Raw genomic sequence first — 18,283 nt, forward strand, 5'->3', positions numbered from 1 at the left:
CGATGGCTTATCGTGTCTATGCGATGGATTTTTCCTTTTACAATTCGATGGGGATATACAGCTTCGAAGCGCGGTGCGAGATGCTGAAAGAGATCGGGTACGATGCCGCGCATCTGTCCATCTGGCACGGAGAGCGGTGGCGGGATGCGGCGAAGCTCAGCAGCGTCAAGCAGAAATACGGGCTGGACGTCGCGGGCGTATACGTCGTGCTGGACCTCTCTTTGGGTGAGAGCCATCCGAGAAACCAGGGCATTCTGAAGCTGCTGGAGACGATGGAAGGGTGCTCGACCGTCGAACTGGCGATTCAGTCCGTCGGCAGTCATCTTCGTCCTTCGGACCCGGCGGGTGACGACATCGCGGTCAAGTGGCTGGAGCAGGCGCTCAAAATTTGCGAGCGGCGCAACATCGACATTTTGCTGTACACGCATCTGTCCTTCTGGATCGAGCGCCACGAAGATGCGGTGCGGCTGTGCCGGCGGTTGAATCATCCGAATCTCGGCATCGTGTTCTGCGGCTACCATTGGTACGCCGTTGACAGGACCAATCTGGCGGGCGTGCTGCGGGAGGTGTCGCCGTACCTGAAGCAGGTGAACTTGTCCGGCAGCCGTCCGAGTCCGCACGGCTTCGGCAACGTCGCGACGATCGAGCCGTTGGATGAGGGCGAGCTGGACAATTTCGCGTTGCTCGGACAGCTGAAAAAGATCGGTTTTGACGGGATGATCGGCTTTCAGGGCTGGAGCGAAGGAGGCGACGCCTATTCGAAGCTGCGACGCTCGCTCCAGGCGTTCCGCGACATGGAACGGCGGCTTGAGGCGCATCCGCACTGGGCGGAACTTAGCTTGCTCCCGTAATCTTTCCGAGCGTCTAACGTAATAGAATAATCATCTCTTGGCAACCTTGATTCAATTTTCCATGAATCGAGGTTGCTTTTTTACGGGGAAAATAAAACGTCAGCATAAATTGCGGGCGTTCCCTATTTTTTGCGCGATATCCGCTACAGGATTCATTTATAATGGTTCTGGGTGTGTTGAAGGAACTTTGATGCGATCAGATGAAAACAAGGGGCATACATAAAATGGAAAAATACCAGGATGTAATCAGAGGCGCTAACCAAATGCTTCAGAACATGCCGGACCCTATATATATGATGGATCATCATAATCGAATTCTGTGGGTCAATCAAGCCTTTCAAAGCATGTTCGGCTTTACCGGCGAGCAACTGTACCATCATGATCGAGCGTTCATTCCGGAACATGCTTCCGATGAGCTGGAGGAACAGAAAATAAAATGGAGTTCCGGCGGAACGGCAAGCGGTGTCCATTCAATCCGCTATTGCATGGATGGAACCCGTATACGGGTGAATGTTCATTTGGTGCCTATCCTGAATGACGACCATTCCATTATCGCCTATACGGTATTGTTGAAGGATGCCGTGAGACAGGAACAAACGGAAATGGAGGCGGACGAAAGCGAAGAAAAATACCGAATTATCGCCGAAAATACAACAGATACGATCGTTCTGGTCGATAACAATGCAATTGTTCGTTATGTATCGCCATCCATCAAGTCCATGACAGGTTACGATGTCGAAGAGTATGAAAAGATGGATGCATTCGATATCATTCATCCGGAAGACAGGGATCGCGTTCGCTTATTGCATGCACAAGCCGTTCAAACCAAGATACCTGTAGATGTGGAATATCGTCTTAACCATGTCCAAGGCCATACCATTTACTTGGAAACCCGGGTAAAGCCTGTTTTGGACGGCAATGGTAATGTAAAGTATGTTGTGGCTGTTGTCAGGGATGTGACCGAACGGAAAAAGGCGGAGCAATTTCTGGAAAATATTTTGGACAATGTAAACGCTGCGGTTTGGTCGACCGACAAAGATTTTAACCGCTACACGTTTTGCTCTGAAAGCATCGAAAAAATATCGGGATTGACCCGGCAGGAAATCATGTCTAATCCGATTCGTATACATGACCATATCCACCCCGAGGATAACGTGGTTCTCATGGGAGAAGTAAAAACGAAGCTCGATCTGGGGGTTCCGGTCAGCCAAACGTTCCGTTTTATCCATGTTGAGGGAGAAACCAGGTGGGGCAGGCTGATTGTCCACCCTTACCTGAACCATACGGGCGCGATCGAACGAATCGACGGCATCATATTGGATATTACCGAGAAGAAGCATTCCGATTTGGCGTTGGAAGAGAGCGAACAAAGGTATAAATCATTATTCGAAAACAATTTGGACGGCGTTTTTTCTATCGAATTGAACCGATTTTATTTTGTAAATGCCAACCGGTCTTTTGAAAGGATCACCGGCATTCGATTAAACCGGCTGACCGATCGTTGTTTTATGGGTTTGATCTTTGACGAGGATCACGCGTCGGTATATGAAGCTCTTCATATGGTGAAACAACGGAGAGAGCCGATGGATATCGAATGCCGAATCATCAATTCGGAGGGTGAGAAAATTGTAAGCATCACGTTTGTTCCCATTTTCCTTTTCGGGGAGTTAAATGGCATACATGGCATTGTAAAGGATATTACAAAACGGAAAAAGAAGAGAGGGAATTAATCCAAAGCGAAGAACGATATAAGTCTCTCCAGCAAAGTTTGAATCGTTTCTCTAATGACCTAGCGAACGTTATGAAAGTATCGGAGCTGGAGAATCGGCTAATCAACGAGGTGAGGGAAGTACTGCAAGTCACAAGTGTGTCCATCGAGGAAGTGCCGAGGGGACAGGAACCGGACAATTTAAGCCCGTATGATATGTGGATCAAAATCGGCGAGAAGCAGCAGCCGGTCTACCTGCGGATCGCCATGGATCATTCCTTGCTTAAGATTGAGCAGGAATGGCTGGAAACGGCCGTTCATTATGTCACCATTCTCTACGACAATCTTCACCTGATTGAAGATCTGATGAAGAGACTGGAAGACATGGTCAAGAACAACGAAACGCCCAAATGGATGCTTAGACTGCTATTCAAGCTATCGGAGAAGGAACGGTCTTCCCTGTCCAGCGACTTGCACGATTCGGTGCTGCAGGATTTGATCATCTGGTATCGCAAGCTGGAATCGTTACGCTCCTCCGCTTCATTTGACGAGGAAACGCAGCGTGAATTGATCCAAATCGAAGAGGGCCTGCTGGATGCCATCCATCAGATCCGTATAACCTGCAACGAGTTGCGACCCCCTTTTCTCCTTAAAATGGGGCTGGTCGAATCCTTGAAGAGTCTTTTTTCCTATACGCGTATGTTTGCCAATTACGAGATTGAATTTTCGGCCGAGCAATTGGATTGTTCGCTTAACGAAGAGCAAATTCTCGGGGTATACCGGATCGTACAGGAGCTATTGAACAATGCATCCAAGCACTCCAGAGCAACCAAGGTGACGATGGCGCTGACAGGCCGGAACGATCATATTTATTTTTCCTATTCCGACGACGGGATCGGGATCGATTTATCCGCTTTGGAAGGTTCATTTCAGCATATGGGCATTGCAGGCATTGAAAAAGAGTGCTCAGTTTAGAAGGGAACGTGGAATTTACATCTGCTCCGCAAAAAGGGTTTCACGTTAACATTCATTTTCCCAAAATACAGTCTAAGGGTGAGGGATATGGAAGTCTTATTGGTTGATGATCACAGGTCGGTGGTAGAGGGAACGAAAATGCTGATCGAATCCGAGCCGGACATCAATGTGACGATTGAGACGGATGTGTATTGCGTGCCGGACTTGGTTCGCCTCAAAAATTTGACGTCATTCTTTTCGATCTATACATGCCGAATATGAACGGTGCCGATTTGACGCGCAAAGTGCTCGAGTACGTTCCCGATGCCGTGATCCTGATTTATTCGGGGTTTGAAATCGCGCCTCATTTCAATTTGCTTATGGAATCGGGCGTTTCCGGTTTTATTGCCAAAACATCCACGCGGGAACAACTGATCCAGGCCATACGCTGCGCTGCGAGGAAAGAGGCCATTGTCCCGATGCAGCTGCTCAAGCAGCTTAGGCGTCAAGAGATTGTGGTGCAAGGGGACAACGACAACGAGAAAACAACGATCACTCAGGAAGAAGACAGGCTGCTTCGGGAATTGGCGAAAGGGAAGAGCAACAAAGAGATTTCCAAAACATTGATGATCAGCCAGCGTTCATTGGAATACAGCTTGACTGAACTTTTCCAGAAGCTGCATGTCAGTTCGCGGGTTGAGGTGATTAAAAAAGCAAAAAGCTTGGGGATACTGCCAACTGAGGATCTATATTAGCAAATGTTCAAGGCCGGTCAATACCGGCCTTTTGCTTTGTCCAAAGCAGGCCATTTTGCGCGGAGACCGCAAATATTTGCGGGAATGCGCGCATCGTTTGCGCGTTTGCCCGTCTCTTCCTGGTTTATGATGGTCACATACGAAACGAGGGTACTGGATTTCATACAAAATGGGAGGACGGCAATCTAATGATCAAACTTGAAAATGTATCGAAAGTGTTCGCTCTGGAAGCGGGTAATTTCGCGGCCTTAAAGCAGAACGATATTCATATCAGGAAAGGAGAATTCATTGCCATAATGGGGCCCAGCGGTTCGGGAAAAAGTACACTTCTGCAATTAATCGGGGGCCTCGATCTTCCGACCTCCGGCAGCATTACCGTGGACGGGGTTCGACTGAATGAACTTAACGAGAAGGATAGAACCTTGTTCCGCCGAACAAAAGTTGGCTTCGTGTTCCAAAACTATCAACTGCTGCCGATGATGACCGTGGCGGAGAATGTTGCTCTTCCGCTAGCGGCCAATAAGGCTTCCAAATCCGAGATCAAAGCGAAAGTACAACGCTTGCTGGAGGCTGTCCATCTGGAGGGGAAAGAATCCCACTTTCCGTCCCAGTTAAGCGGCGGTCAGCAGCAGCGCGTGGCGATCGCGCGAGCTCTGGCGATGAAACCGCAGCTCATTCTGGCAGACGAGCCGACAGGAAATCTGGATCGGAAAAACGGCCAGGACGTTCTGCAGCTATTGTCCCGATTGAATAAAGAGGAGCGAATCACCGTTGTGATGGTCACGCATGATCGGCATGCGGCGGAGCAGGCAGATCGGATCATTATGATCCGGGACGGCGAAGTGGTGCAGGACGGGACGGAAGGAGGGGTCTTGAATTGAATCTTTGGCAGATCGCGTGGCGCAACCTGATGCGCCGAAAGCTACGAACGTTGCTGACGGTCATATCGATTGTGATCGGGGTAAGTTCCACGTTCGCGGTAATCGCCTCTGTCGATACCGCGAAGAAGACTTTTCCCCTCTATCTTAAAGCAGCCTTTGGCAAGGCGGATTATACGATTTACGGTACAGAAGCTTATTTCTCAGAAAATGTGCTTCAAGAAGTAGAGAAAATCGAAAACACGGCTTCTGTCGCAGTTTTAAACCAGGCTACAAAACTGCATATCGAAGAAGAAGGTATATCTTCCATTCAGAAACGGGTCGATCTGAAAGGTTACAGCAAGTTGGACACACCGCTTACGGATTTCAAACTGATCAAAGGGAGCTTGACATCGGGCGGCGCAATTATAACGGATCGAACGGCAAAAGTCTGGAAAACCGATGTGGGCGATACGATTTCCTTTGACACGGACAAAGGAATCAAAAGATTCAAGTATCCGCTATCGTCAAGTATACAGCCGAACTGATGGGTCCATCCAGTTGGTCGATGGCCAAGTACCACCCTTGGTCGGTCGCCGTTCCCCTGTCCGTCGTACAGGATTGGTTCGGATTAGCCGGAAAGATCGAGAACATCCAAATCAAGTCTCTTAACATACCGGATTCCATGATTGTGCAGCAGCAGGTAGATAAATGGGTTAACCGTTACGGCAACATCTATATGCAGCCTGTCGTGCTCGATTTCGATTCGCATTTCAAAGAAGTGGATACCTTCTTTCTCGCACTCTATATTGCCGGATTTCTTGGGATTGCCTTAAGCGCCTTTATCATTTTCAATTCCCTGTACGTGAGCGTCAGAGAGCGCAAGAACGAATTTGCCGCGCTCAAGACGATCGGATATACCCCCGGGCAAATACAGGCTTTTGTCCTGTTCGAGGTGCTCCTGCTTTCCGTCATCGGAACTGCCGTAGGGTTATTGTTCGGATATGGACTTGCGGTTCTTTTGAAATTGATCATCTTTATGTTGTTCAGTGTCCATGACGAAAGCGGCATGGTGCTTGCAAAAGGAATGATCGTCTCCGTACTTGCCGGCATTCTGGTGCCCATCGCTGCCTCTCTGTATCCGATCCGCCAAGCAGGCAAAGTCAGCGTGATCGAGGCATTAAAGGAAATCAGGTCCGAGGCGGTTTCCCGCAAGCCGTGGCAAGGCATGATCGGAGCGCTTCTGATCTTGTCCGGATTTTCATCAAGCATTTGCTCCTGATTTTGCCGTTATTGATCGGCGTCGCTTTGGTCTTTCCGTATTTGTTTAAAATGTTCGTTTGGTTGTTAAGGCCGGTCTACCGGCTGCTGTTCGGATTTAGCGGGGAAGTGGCGACGCGCAATTTAAACCGGAATCTAAGCCGTACGGCCATGACCTCCGTTATTCTCTGTTTGGGGATTGCGATGATTGTTTTGATGAGTTCATTGAATTCCGCGTTTATACAAACTTACGAAAAAATCATCTATTCCTCTTACGGCGGAAACCTGGATATCGAGTTCCATCACATCGAAAAAACGGATTTGGAACAGTTGAAGAAAATCGAAGGCGTGGCCGATGCGCAAACCTACCCTTTGCAATCCGTCATCTGGAACCTGCACGGTCAAAAACGCAAACTCCCCGTTTATGGCGTAGGCGAGGAATGGATCGATCGTTTCCCGCTGTTCGCGGTTTCCGGAAAATCGCACAGCGAACTGGTCAGCAATCTGGAAAAAGACGAACTCATCATGGATCAAATCGCTTACGACGTATGGGGCGGCAAAATCGGGGAGAGCATTTCGCTCGAGACGCTTCAGGGAACTCGAAATTTCAAAGTAGTGGCGGTTGTCAATTCGATGAAGAACAGCGGTTATGGCGCTTTTATGCGTGAAGACGACTTTAGAGACAGCTTTGGGCTCAAATATGAGAGGAATGCTCTGGTACTCAAAGATGAAAACACCACCCCGCTGGAATTGAGAGAGAGAGTCTTCAACCAATTCGGGGGCAGGATCATGGAAATGTTCGGACCGGAAGATTGGGTATCGGTGATCAGCGTGACCTATACGGGGGCATTCAGCATCATCAACTTCCTTGTCATTCTATCGATCATGATCTCCGGAATTGGAATTACGAATACGCTGCTTATCAATATTATGGAGCGGGTTCGTGAACTCGGGATGATGCGTGCGGTCGGAGTTACGCGCCGCCAACTGATACGGATGGTTTTATTGGAGGGCTTCGGCATCGGACTCGCCGCTACCGTTACCGGCTGTATATTTGGAATCTTATTGATCTATATTACGTCAACTTTTCTGGAGGTTCATTCCTTGACCTATCAATTTGGAGTTTCATGGACCATCATTCTGTTCATCGGCTTGTTCGGTATATTGATCAGCTTGATTTCCAGTTTCATGCCGGCATTCAGAGCCGCTAAAACCCGCTTGAGCGAGGTGCTTCGTTATGAATAAACCGCTCCTGCTTATGCTCGTTCTGTCCGTTCTGCTATCGGCCTGCGGCTCTGAACCTTCGTGGGAGAACGAGGAAGTGTCGGTTGTCAGCGACCGAATTCTGGAAGACCACGTCACGACGGTATGGACGCTTGCCGACGGGCAAGCGTCCGGTACCGGCGAGGGGACGTTAATCCGGCTCGAGATCAAGAAGAACGACGGCGAGCGGATTGAAAATTTCGATATCAATCACGAAAAGCTGCTGCATCTGATGGTGATCAGCAAAGATTTGTCTTATTTCAATCACATTCATCCCGAGTACAAAGGAAACGGCGTATTCGAGATTGAAAATGACTTCCCCGCGGGCGGGGAATACAGGTTGATTGCCGATTTTAAGCCGACCGGCGGCGATTCCATGACGAAAATGGAGTGGGTTCGGATAAAGGGAGAAAGCGCAAAACCGGTACCGGTCGTCCCGGATGCGAGTCTGGACAAAACCTTCGAAGGGAAAAAGGTTGCCCTTACCATTGACCGATTGGCGGCTAAGCAAGCGGTGACGCTGAAATTTTTCTTCCGTGACGAGAAGACCAATCAACCGATTACGGACCTTGAACCCTATTTGGGAGCGATCGGGCATGTCGTCATCTTGTCGGAGGATGGCGAGCGGTATGTGCACGTTCATGCCGACGAAGGGCAGGACACGGGACCGGAGGCTTGCTTCGAAACGGAATTTCCGCAGAGCGGGATTTATAAGATATGGGGACAATTTCAAAAAGACAATCAGGTGTTTACGGTATCCTATGTCGTGAATGTTCCATAATGCGAGCGAATAAAAGGCGAATAAGGTGATTCCATTGATCCAATCCAACCGGCAGGAAACACTTCAAATTGCAGGAATGACCTGTGCCGCGTGCGCAGCCCGCATCGAAAAAGGGCTGAACAGGATGGAAGGCGTCAAGGCGACGGTCAATTTTGCAATGGAAACCGCTCGAGTAGAATACGTTCCGTCCCTGGTTACTACCGCCGACTTGATTAAGAAGGTTGAACAGCTGGGGTATAAAGCGAAGCTCCGAACCGAATCCACAAGCGATGAGGGTCACCGGCGGCAACAAATCCGCCGCCAGCAATGGATGCTGATTTTATCGGTCATGCTGACCGTGCCTCTATTATGGGCTATGGTCGGTCACTTTTCCTTCACGTCGTGGATTTGGGTTCCGGATCGTTTCATGGACCCCTGGTTTCAGTTTGCCTTGGCCACCCCTGTACAATTGATGATCGGGAGCAGGTTCTACATCGGGGCGTTTAAAGCATTGCGCAGCGGCGGCGCGAACATGGATGTGCTCGTGGCGCTGGGTACATCGGCGGCGTATTTTTACAGCCTGTATGTCACCATCGATGGCAATCCTTCGGAGCTATACTACGAAACCAGCTCCGTGTTAATTACGTTCGTCCTGCTCGGCAAGCTGCTTGAAATGTTGGCCAAAGGCCGTTCGTCGGAAGCGATCAAATCGCTGATGGGGCTGCAGGCGAAAACGGCAACCGTCATACGAGACGGCGAGGAAATAAGCGTACCGGTGGAAGACGTTGCCGTAGGGGATATTTGCTTGGTTAAACCCGGTGAAAAAGTGCCGGTAGACGGTATAGTTGTGGAAGGTGTATCGGCTGTTGATGAATCGATGCTGACAGGCGAAAGCATACCGGTCGAGAAGCATGCAGGCCGACCTGTCTTCGGGGCGACGCTGAACAAAAACGGCATGTTAAAGGTAAGAGCAACCAAAGTCGGAAAAGAGACGGCATTATCCCAAATCATCAAAGTAGTGGAAGAAGCCCAAGGCTCCAAGGCGCCGATTCAGCGGATAGCGGATGTGATTTCGGGCATATTCGTGCCGATCGTCATTGCAATTGCCGTCCTCACCTTTCTTGGATGGTACTTCATCGTGGAGCGCGGGAATCTCGCCGAGGCTCTGGAGAAAGCGATCGCCGTTCTCGTCATTGCCTGCCCTTGCGCATTGGGACTTGCGACACCTGCATCGATTATGGCCGGCTCCGGCCGGTCGGCGGAACTCGGTATTCTGTTCAAAGGCGGAGAACATCTGGAGAATACCCGTCGAGTCACAACGGTCGTATTGGACAAGACCGGTACGGTCACCAAGGGCAAGCCGGAATTGACCGATATTCGGGTCGAGGGACAATTCGATGAAACGCAGCTGCTCTCCTGGGTCGGTGCGGCGGAGAAAAACTCCGAGCACCCGCTCGCAGAGGCCATTGTAGCGGGCATTCGCAATAAAGGGATCGCTATGCCGCAGGCCGAATCGTTTCAAGCCATCCCGGGTTACGGGGTTATGGCTGTCGTGAATGGTAAGGCCGTCATGATCGGGACTAGGAAGCTGATGGAGCAACACGACGTGAAGGTGGAAAACGCGCTTGATGAAATGATCAGTTTGGAATCCCAAGGTAAAACCGTAATGCTTATTGCCGTTGATGGCCGGTATGCCGGATTGGCGGCGGTAGCGGATACCGTCAAGGAAACATCCAAGCAAGCCGTTGACCGCATGAAACAGCTTGGCCTCGAAGTCGTGATGATCACCGGTGATCATGAGCGTGCGGCCAAGGCGATTGCAAGTCAAGTCGGTATTGATCATGTGCTGGCTGAGGTGCTTCCGGACGGCAAAGCGAACGAAGTGAAGAAACTGCAAGCGTCCGGCAAGATAGTGGCTATGGTTGGAGACGGGATTAACGACGCTCCCGCGTTGGCCGCGGCGGATATCGGAATGGCGATCGGAACGGGAACGGACGTGGCCATGGAAGCTGCGGACGTGACGTTAATGCGCGGAGACTTGAACAGTATCCCGGACGCGATTTTGATGAGCAAGAAAACGATGGTCAATATCAAGCAAAATCTATTCTGGGCGCTTGCGTACAATGTGATCGGAATACCGATAGCGGCTTTCGGCTATCTTGCGCCATGGCTGGCCGGAGGGGCTATGGCGCTGAGCTCGGTTTCCGTTATGCTCAATGCCCTTCGATTACAGGACGCGGAAAAACAGTGAAGGACGGAGACATCGGGATGAATGGAAGAATGCAATTCGTACTGGTATTATTGCTTGCCGGCATGTCGTTCTTTGCCGGTTATGGTTTCGGCAAACAGGAGAACGTTCCGAAGGCCGATCAGGAGACGGCAGGGAAACAGCAAGAGGCGCACGGCCATGGCAACGACCGCGGCAGCGCGGTCTCGATGACTACCGATGCAGTTTGGTCTGCGGAGAATGCCAAGGCTGGTGAAAATGCAACGCTTCGGATTCACATACAGGATGAAGAAGGAAAACCGGTGGAGAATTTCGACATCAACCATGAGAAGCTGCTGCATCTGATCGTGGTCAGCAAAGATTTGTCCTACTTCGATCATATTCATCCCGAGTATAAGGGCGGCGGTGACTTTGAGATCACGACCTCTTTCCCTGCCGGCGGGGAGTATAAGCTGATAGCCGATTACGTCCCGGCCGGAGGGAGCACAACGACCCAAACGGAATGGATAAAGGTGGAGGGGACTTCCGTAGATGCTGTTCCGCTTCAACCCGATCGCCATCATTCGAAAATCGTAGACGGTTTGCAGGTAACGCTGCAGAACGACCACCCGAGGGCCGGCCAGGATTTTGAGTTGAATTTTCTACTTGAAGATGCGAATACGAAAGAACCCGTAACCGATTTGGAGCCATATTTGGGTGCTGTAGGCCACGTGGTCATCCTAAGCGAAGACACCGAGGATTACCTGCATGTCCATCCGGTTGATGAGAAAGCAAAGGGGCCGGAGGCCCGGTTTGTTACCAACTTCCCAAACAAAGGCATTTATAAAATTTGGGCACAATTTCAACGGGACGGCAAATTGATTACGGTGCCTTTTGTCGTCGAGGTGGAATAAATAAATAATCCCGATCATCGATTCGTCATGATTTGCGCGCGGACCGCAATCTTTTGCGGGGCCGCGTTCATTGTTTGCGCGTTGCAGCGCCTCTTCGCACGTTAAGATGTTGATAGACCCAATACCGTGTTAACGAGGAGGATAAATATGAGTCGGCATCGGATGTTTGACTGGATCGTTTTCGTCAGCCAGATCGGAATGCTTATATGTTTTGGTGTTACTATTTGTTTAGAAATAATAGGAAGCGACAGACCGAAACGAATCGTCGGGATTTTTTCGGCAGTTTTCCTAATAGGAATGGCGGTCGCTTTCGTGGTTTGTTTATGGGATATTGCAAAGCGAAGGTTTTGCAAGTAAATCTGGAAAGATCGCGTAAAAGGGGGTTTTCATTTGGACGTATACAGACAATTTTTACCCTATGTGAATAAAGAAAAGAAACGATATATAGTCGGATTTGTCGGCAGTTTATTTCGATTTCTTATCCCGCTCTCCGTTCCTTTGGCGATTAAATACCTGTTCGACGATTTGCTTCAGAACGAAGCATTTTCCCGTTCGGAAAAATGGAACAATTGCTGTTTATTGCCATTGTTATACTCGTTGTATTTTTCCTGATCCGGGCGCCGATGGAATATGTGAGACAGTTTTTCATGCATAAGGCAAACAACAATATTATTAAAGCGCTCCGTAAAGATGCCTTCAGCAAAATTCATTCACTTGATGCGAAATATTTGGCGGATAACAAAAGCGGGGAAATCGGAATACGCTTCTTCGATGATATCGAGAAAATTAGAGGCTTCATGACCGCCGTTTTCTCCAATATCTGGATCGAAATGATTGTTCTGTTGTTCGTCGTTAGTGTGATGCTTACCTTAAATGTGAATTTAGCGTTGCTTTCCGTGCTGCTTGTCAGCATTCAATTTGTGCTGGCTCACATTCTTTCCAAGAAGTTAAAAACGACTACGCGCCAAATGATGAATTACCGTTCTGTTCTAAGCGGATTCATTTTGGAAAAATACAAGGAGCTTTTTGGTCCAAACTGTTTTCGGCAGAAATTCGGGATCAAGAAGAGCTTGATCGACACTTGGATCGATATGAACGTTTAACGGATAAGCAAGCTGGAAACAATGCCATTTCGTTAGCCTCCGTCAACGTTCTCAGCGACGTGACGCCTTTTATTGTAGTGTTAGCCGGCAGTCTGTACGTCATCGACGGCAGTCTGACCCTTGGAAGCCTGATTGCCTTCTTTGCTTATGTGGATAGGATGAGAAGTCCCGTTGCGGCTTTAGTTCAAGCTTTTCCGGCGATCACGGAAGGAAGCGTGGCTCTGCAAAGATTGTTTGAATTTTTAAACACGCCGACAACCATTAAAGAAATCGATCGGCCCATAGAATTAAAAGAGTTTCAAGACTCCATCCGGTTCTCCGGCGTTTCTTTTTCTTACGATAACCGCGATGAAGTGGTCAAGGATTTATCTTTCACGCTCAAAAAAGGGAAAACCTATGCGTTTGTCGGCGGGAGCGGCGGCGGCAAAAGTACGATATTGCAGCTATTGACCCGGATGTATGATGCGGATCGCGGTGAAATTATAATCGACGGCGTCAACATAAAAGACTATTCCCTATCCAGTCTCAGGGACAAAATGGGGATCGTCACGCAGGATAACTTTTTATTCAGCTCTTCGGTGCGAGACAATATAAGAATGGCTAAGCTTGACGCGACGGATGACGAAGTGATTGCCGCAGCGAAGAAAGCTTTCGCGCATGATTTTATTTGTGCGTTGCCAAACGGTTATGATACGGAAGTCGGTGAACGAGGAGTCAAACTGTCCGGGGGCCAGAAGCAGCGGATTGCCCTTGCCCGTGTCTTTTTAAAAGATCCGGCACTTATCCTATTGGATGAAGCAACGAGCGCACTTGATAACGAAAGTGAAAAGCTCGTTCAAGAATCGATCCGACAAATTGATCGTGATAAAACGGTCATTATGATTGCCCACCGGCTTTCGACGGTGCTTCATGCCGATACGATTTTGTCGTCAAAAACGGGAGGATCATCGAATGCGGCAACCATAAGAGCTTGCTGAAATTAAACGGTTATTACAAAGAGTTGTATGCCAAACAAAATCCGGTTGAATTCGTAGCTTCATAAGCCGATAAAGTCGGAGTTTCGAGACAGACGATCCTCTTCCCGCGGGAATTTCCCGGGGGATCGTTTTATATAATGGGGATAGAACCGGGCATCGCTTGGTTTTTAATGAATAGGCTTTCTTGATTGGAAGAAACATTTCTAGTAATATTCACTATTATTCGACTTGATTTCATAACGGCACACATCGAGGGGGAGATGAGATGAAATGAACACCTGCAGAACGGCAAGCTTCGCGGTCCTTTTGATTCTAATTATTTTCGTAAGCGCTTGCAAAAATGGCGAATCCTATAAAGTGATCTATTACGATCCCCCGGCCGAGCACAACGCGATCCGCGAGACGGCAGGGAACAAGCTGGATCAAAAGTACAGAATCGCCCTGGTGCCGAAGATCGACGGTATCGCGTATTTCGATGTGGCGAAACAGGGGGCGCTTGAAGCCGGCAAGGCGCTCGATATCGAAGTGATTTATACGGGGCCGCGAATCGCGGACGCCGAGCATCAAATTGAAGTGGTGGAGCAATTGATCGAACAGAACGTGGATGCAATCGCCATAGCGGCCAACGATCCGGCAGCGCTCTCGGACGTTATGCGGAAAGCGCAGCAGCATGGGATCAGAGTGCTTACCTGGGACTCGGACACGATTCCGGAAGCGCGGACTTTCTTCGTCAACCAGGTCGACGCGGAGACATTGGGACGCCATATTATGAATTCGCTGGCCTTGCATCAAAAGGAAAGGGGCTCGTTCGCGATTATGACCGGGTCGTTGACCGCCATGAATTTAAACGAATGGATCAAATGGATTAAAGTTCAGCAGCAGGAGTATTACCCTCATATGCAATTCGTCGACCTGGTGGCCAATGACGAGGATCCAGAGCGAGCTTACGAATTGGCGCTCGATCTGCTCGAGCGTTATCCCGATCTGGGCGGGATTATCGGCGTCGCCACGATCAGTTCGCCAGCCGCTGCCAAAGCGATTATGGATACGGGCAGAGCGAATGAAACGATTGTGGTCGGCGTCTCCAGTCCGGCGTTGATGAAGCCTTATATCGAGGCCGGGATCGCGCCCGTCACGACGTTATGGAGTCCTCAGAAGCTGGGGTATTTGACGGTATATCTGGCCAAGCAATTGCTGGACGGACAAATGCCTTTCGACGGGCAGGAAATTCCGAATGTCGGAAATATACGCGTCAGGGGCGACGTGGTCATTATGGGAGAGCCTTTGGACTTTACGAAGGAAAATGTGAATGAGTATGATTTTTAAAAAATACCGGTTTACGTCCAAATTAATGATTGCCTACCTGCTGCTCACGGTCATCCCCATCGGCATTCTCGGTTACATTTCCTATATCGAATACGAGAGATCCGTCGAAACCCAGGTCGGCACCTATATCCCGAAGCTGCTAAGACAGTCCAATCAAAATATCGACCGCCAGCTGGAAGAGCTGCAAAATTTGCCGGAGCTGATTCACAACTCCCGGGAAATGATCGGCATCCTGAGAAAAGGTTCGTATCAATCCCAATCCGAAATGCTGAAAGACCGGTTTACGATCGAAAGCAATTTGACGCGGTATTACTTGTCCGGCAATTACAAGGGATTGCTGGGCGTGTTCATCGCTTCCAAGAACCGGATATTTCAGTCGGCGCGCGTTCCCTACGAGCATTTCGACGAATTGGCCTCGTTTCCGTTCGACCAAGCGGCGGAAGCGGAGAGAGAAGTGCGCATCCTGCTTCCGAAATCGGCGCCTTTGACGTTCGAAGGCGACATTCCTTACCTGCTGTTCGCAAAGTCCATCTATGATTCGGACAACCGCACGACGCTGGGTACGATCTATATCGCCGTCGATTTGCAATTTTTAAAGGACGCTTTGGACGAATTGATCGAAGGAGATTCGACCGAACTGTGGATAATGGACGAAAACGGGCAAATCATCTATCATCCGGACCCGGAACGGATCGGCCGCCGGTTCGCGGAAATCGCGAATTTTCCGCTGAAGAACGGCAGCTTTGAAAAGCGCACCGCCGCCGGCGGCGAGCTGTACAGTGTCAGCCAGTCCAGATTGACGGGGTGGATGCTGACGCATCGGATCGCGGTCGAAGAATTGACCGGCGAAGCGAGTCAGGTGCGGAATATGGTCTTTGTCGTCTTTGTCATCATGATCATCGTAACAGGCGCCATCTCGATTTTCCTTACCTGGAATTTTACGCGCCCGATCAATCAATTAAGCCTGCTGATGAAAGATGTGGAGAGGGGCAATTTCGATGTGGATCTGCAAATCCGCTCCCGCGACGAAGTGGGGATGCTTGCTCGCCGTTTCAATCAGATGGTGAGAGAGATCCGCGATCTGATTCGCGAAAACTATCAGATCGAAATCAAGCAGAAGGAAGCGGAACTGTACGCTTTGCAGTTTCAGATCAATCCGCATTTTATGTATAACACGTTGGAAACGATCGCCATGTCCGTCGAAGAGGACGAGAAGGAGAAAGTGGTCGAAATGGTCACGCTGCTCGGCAGAATGCTGCGATATTCCTTGAGCGACAATCAATCGATCGTTCCCATAATGAAGGAAGTGCAGCATACGGAGGACTTCCTGCGCATCCAGGTCCACCGGTTCGAAGAGGCGCTCGATTATGCCATCCATCAATCGATCGATATGGACGCGTATATGACACCGAAGTTCATTTTGCAGCCGATCGTGGAAAATTCGATCAAATACGGTCTGGAGAACCGCCAACAATTGAAGATCGACTTGACGATCGAATACGTCAAGGATTACAGGGACAATACGGACGCGATCCGATTTGTCATTCGCGACAATGGGGTCGGCATGGACGCGGACCGGCTCGAGCAGGTGCGGCAGACGCTGCGGGAAATTCCCGCCATGACAAGGGATTCGGGCGTAGGACTGGCCAATGTCCATTCCCGAATATTGCTCAAATTCGGCGAGCCGTACGGTGTGCGGATCGATGGCGAGGAAGGCGAAGGAACGGTTACGACAGTCATCATTCCGGCGTTAAGGAGAAGTGAGAGATTGCCATGAAGGAACGGCTGCATGTCATTATCGTGGACGATGAACCGAAGATCAGAAGAGGAATCGCCAGAATGGTCGAGCAATCGAGCCCGGAGTGGAACGTCTTGAATACGTTTGCCAACGGGGTGGAGGCGCTGAATTATATCAAGTCGACGGTGCAGCGCATCGATCTGCTCATTACGGATGTGAAAATGCCGGAGATGGACGGGTTGAAGCTTATCCAGGAATTGAAAGCGCATCAGGACATTGTGCCGCTGGTGATCAGCGGTTACGATGATTTCGCTTACGTGCGGACCGCGCTGAAACAAGGCGTAATCGATTACATTCTCAAACCGGTCGACCGTCAGTTGTTTCGCGCGCAGCTCCAGGAGATCCAACGAAAATTGCAAAAAAAGCGGTATGCGGAACAGATTGACTATTTCAAGCGCTGCATGGCGGGAATGGAAAAATCGGCGGCTCCGTGGCTGAAGGAAGGGGGAACATTCCGTCTTTGCTGCCTCTCGTTCGACGAACCTCCCCAACGGATGAAAAGGTATACGGAACGTTACTGGAACTTGCTCTACTATGCCGTGCTGAATATTGTGGAAGAATGGGTTCATCAGGACGATGGCGGCGGTCAGGGCGGAAGAGGATGGGTGTGGCAGGAAAGCCACGGACATACGTGGATGCTGCTCCAAGGGATCGAGGAGGCGGAGCGGCTTGCGGATGCCGTTCGCGCCTCCGTCAACCGCTATCTGAAATTAACGGTGACGGTTTCCGTCGGATCGGAGTTTGCCGATGTGACGTCGCTGCCGGATTATCGCGACGAAGTGCTCGGCCAATTATTTCTGCGATTGATCTTCGGCGGCAACCGCGTCTACTCGAAAGAAGAGATGCTGATGTCTCCGTCATCCGAAAGCTCCGCCAGGCTGCAGCAATTCGGGGAAAGGCTGCGCGTCGCCATCGTTCATGACGAGGAGGCCGAGACGGTGAAGCTGCTCCAGCGATGTTTGGATGATTTGGCCCAATGGCGTGAACCGGGCGCGCTGGAACAGGCCGTGCAATATTTCATTTTGCAAATGATGAGCGTGCTGTCGGAAAGCGATCATAAGAAGGCAAGAGCGTGGATGCTGGCCGAGTTGAACGATCTGCACGACCATACGTCCAGTTTCGCGGAGCTGCGGAAGCGGCTGCTGAATTTGGCGCTGCAGGCGTCGGCGTTCATCCGCCGGAAACGGGAACAATCGGAGAGAATGCCCGTTAACAAGGCCAAGGCGTGGATACAGGCTCATCTGACCGAGCCGCTCACGATCCAATCGATCGCGGAGCAAATTCCGATGAATCCGACTTATTTCTGCGAGCAATTCAAGCTTCAGACCGGGGAAACCGTTCATGACTATTTGACCCGGCAACGGATGAAAGCCGCAGCCGCCTTGTTGATCCGTTCCGAACTCAAAATGCATGAAATTGCCGCCGAGGTCGGTTATAAAGACGTCAAATATTTCAGCCGGCAGTTTCGCAAATATTTCGGCGTGCTGCCGTCCCGCTACAAAGAATTGTACGAATAACCCGCGAAGCGCCCGCGGGTTATTTTTTCGAACA

General features: G+C 50.0%; 15 protein-coding genes and 1 pseudogene. All 16 read left to right on the forward strand.

All coding sequences use genetic code 11. The features are described 5' to 3' along the window. Nucleotides 1–2: 2 nt before the first annotated feature. The 16 genes and pseudogenes from PACILC2_RS00530 to PACILC2_RS00585 all read left to right on the forward strand — a co-directional run bounded on the left by PACILC2_RS00530 (nucleotide 3) and on the right by PACILC2_RS00585 (nucleotide 18,249). Nucleotides 3–851, forward strand: a complete 849-nt coding sequence (locus PACILC2_RS00530) for a sugar phosphate isomerase/epimerase family protein (protein ID WP_062492872.1) — start codon at nucleotides 3–5, stop codon at nucleotides 849–851. A 224-nt stretch (nucleotides 852–1,075) separates the two neighbouring features. Then, nucleotides 1,076–2,581 (forward strand): PAS domain S-box protein, encoded by a 1,506-nt coding sequence (locus PACILC2_RS26040; RefSeq protein WP_244863118.1) that lies wholly within the window; start codon nucleotides 1,076–1,078, stop codon nucleotides 2,579–2,581. Between the two features lie 71 nt (nucleotides 2,582–2,652). Beyond that, entirely contained in the window at nucleotides 2,653–3,534 is an 882-nt protein-coding gene (locus PACILC2_RS26045) for a sensor histidine kinase (protein ID WP_244863119.1), read from the forward strand. 87 nt (nucleotides 3,535–3,621) lie between these two features. Next, nucleotides 3,622–4,268, forward strand: a pseudogene (locus PACILC2_RS00540) (response regulator transcription factor). Between the two features lie 188 nt (nucleotides 4,269–4,456). Then, nucleotides 4,457–5,149: an ABC transporter ATP-binding protein gene (locus PACILC2_RS00545; protein WP_213526771.1), complete on the forward strand. Its 693-nt coding sequence runs from the start codon at nucleotides 4,457–4,459 to the stop codon at nucleotides 5,147–5,149. Further along, nucleotides 5,146–5,673, forward strand: a complete 528-nt coding sequence (locus PACILC2_RS26050) for an ABC transporter permease (RefSeq protein WP_244863120.1) — start codon at nucleotides 5,146–5,148, stop codon at nucleotides 5,671–5,673. The genes PACILC2_RS00545 and PACILC2_RS26050 overlap by 4 nt, the downstream gene beginning before the upstream one ends. After that, the gene (locus PACILC2_RS26055) at nucleotides 5,673–6,407 is read left to right on the forward strand and encodes an ABC transporter permease (protein WP_244863121.1); all 735 of its coding nucleotides are present in this window, start codon (nucleotides 5,673–5,675) and stop codon (nucleotides 6,405–6,407) included. The genes PACILC2_RS26050 and PACILC2_RS26055 overlap by 1 nt, the downstream gene beginning before the upstream one ends. Next, on the forward strand, nucleotides 6,398–7,630 hold the full coding sequence (locus tag PACILC2_RS26060; protein ID WP_244863122.1) for an ABC transporter permease: 1,233 nt from the start codon (nucleotides 6,398–6,400) through the stop codon (nucleotides 7,628–7,630). Before PACILC2_RS26055 ends, PACILC2_RS26060 begins: the two co-directional genes overlap by 10 nt. Then, a complete protein-coding gene (locus tag PACILC2_RS00555; RefSeq protein ID WP_213526773.1) occupies nucleotides 7,623–8,429 on the forward strand; it encodes a DUF8832 domain-containing protein in 807 nt (268 codons plus the stop codon). The genes PACILC2_RS26060 and PACILC2_RS00555 overlap by 8 nt, the downstream gene beginning before the upstream one ends. A 25-nt stretch (nucleotides 8,430–8,454) precedes the next feature. Continuing rightward, nucleotides 8,455–10,659, forward strand: a complete 2,205-nt coding sequence (locus PACILC2_RS00560; RefSeq protein ID WP_280515243.1) for a heavy metal translocating P-type ATPase — start codon at nucleotides 8,455–8,457, stop codon at nucleotides 10,657–10,659. A 17-nt stretch (nucleotides 10,660–10,676) separates the two neighbouring features. Further along, nucleotides 10,677–11,528 (forward strand): DUF8832 domain-containing protein, encoded by an 852-nt coding sequence (locus PACILC2_RS00565; RefSeq protein WP_244863123.1) that lies wholly within the window; start codon nucleotides 10,677–10,679, stop codon nucleotides 11,526–11,528. 560 nt (nucleotides 11,529–12,088) lie between these two features. Further along, nucleotides 12,089–12,631, forward strand: coding sequence for an ABC transporter transmembrane domain-containing protein (locus PACILC2_RS26065; protein WP_244863124.1), 543 nt, complete (start codon nucleotides 12,089–12,091; stop codon nucleotides 12,629–12,631). Then, nucleotides 12,610–13,608: an ABC transporter ATP-binding protein gene (locus PACILC2_RS26070; protein ID WP_244863125.1), complete on the forward strand. Its 999-nt coding sequence runs from the start codon at nucleotides 12,610–12,612 to the stop codon at nucleotides 13,606–13,608. Before PACILC2_RS26065 ends, PACILC2_RS26070 begins: the two co-directional genes overlap by 22 nt. A gap of 270 nt (nucleotides 13,609–13,878) precedes the next feature. Next, nucleotides 13,879–14,934 (forward strand): autoinducer 2 ABC transporter substrate-binding protein, encoded by a 1,056-nt coding sequence (locus tag PACILC2_RS00575; RefSeq protein WP_213526774.1) that lies wholly within the window; start codon nucleotides 13,879–13,881, stop codon nucleotides 14,932–14,934. Then, nucleotides 14,918–16,711 carry a cache domain-containing sensor histidine kinase gene (locus PACILC2_RS00580; RefSeq protein ID WP_213526776.1) on the forward strand — a complete coding sequence of 598 codons (1,794 nt, stop codon included), beginning with the start codon at nucleotides 14,918–14,920 and terminating at the stop codon, nucleotides 16,709–16,711. Before PACILC2_RS00575 ends, PACILC2_RS00580 begins: the two co-directional genes overlap by 17 nt. Beyond that, nucleotides 16,708–18,249 (forward strand): response regulator, encoded by a 1,542-nt coding sequence (locus PACILC2_RS00585; protein ID WP_213526778.1) that lies wholly within the window; start codon nucleotides 16,708–16,710, stop codon nucleotides 18,247–18,249. Before PACILC2_RS00580 ends, PACILC2_RS00585 begins: the two co-directional genes overlap by 4 nt. Nucleotides 18,250–18,283: the final 34 nt, after the last annotated feature.

The sequence above is a fragment of the Paenibacillus cisolokensis genome, from assembly GCF_018403665.1.
Taxonomy (GTDB): Bacteria; Bacillota; Bacilli; order Paenibacillales; family Paenibacillaceae; genus Paenibacillus_AH; species Paenibacillus_AH cisolokensis.

Bases quoted from the DNA above. Each gene is read 5' to 3' on its own strand.
- PACILC2_RS26065 (WP_244863124.1), top strand. From the start codon at position 12,089: ATGGAACAATTGCTGTTTATTGCCATTGTTATACTCGTTGTATTTTTC.
- PACILC2_RS00530 (WP_062492872.1), top strand. From the start codon at position 3: ATGGCTTATCGTGTCTATGCGATGGATTTTTCCTTTTACAATTCGATG.
- PACILC2_RS00555 (WP_213526773.1), top strand. From the start codon at position 7,623: ATGAATAAACCGCTCCTGCTTATGCTCGTTCTGTCCGTTCTGCTATCG.
- PACILC2_RS00545 (WP_213526771.1), top strand. From the start codon at position 4,457: ATGATCAAACTTGAAAATGTATCGAAAGTGTTCGCTCTGGAAGCGGGT.
- PACILC2_RS00580 (WP_213526776.1), top strand. From the start codon at position 14,918: ATGAGTATGATTTTTAAAAAATACCGGTTTACGTCCAAATTAATGATT.
- PACILC2_RS00565 (WP_244863123.1), top strand. From the start codon at position 10,677: ATGAATGGAAGAATGCAATTCGTACTGGTATTATTGCTTGCCGGCATG.
- PACILC2_RS00585 (WP_213526778.1), top strand. From the start codon at position 16,708: ATGAAGGAACGGCTGCATGTCATTATCGTGGACGATGAACCGAAGATC.
- PACILC2_RS00575 (WP_213526774.1), top strand. From the start codon at position 13,879: ATGAACACCTGCAGAACGGCAAGCTTCGCGGTCCTTTTGATTCTAATT.
- PACILC2_RS26040 (WP_244863118.1), top strand. From the start codon at position 1,076: ATGGAAAAATACCAGGATGTAATCAGAGGCGCTAACCAAATGCTTCAG.
- PACILC2_RS26055 (WP_244863121.1), top strand. From the start codon at position 5,673: ATGGGTCCATCCAGTTGGTCGATGGCCAAGTACCACCCTTGGTCGGTC.
- PACILC2_RS26045 (WP_244863119.1), top strand. From the start codon at position 2,653: ATGAAAGTATCGGAGCTGGAGAATCGGCTAATCAACGAGGTGAGGGAA.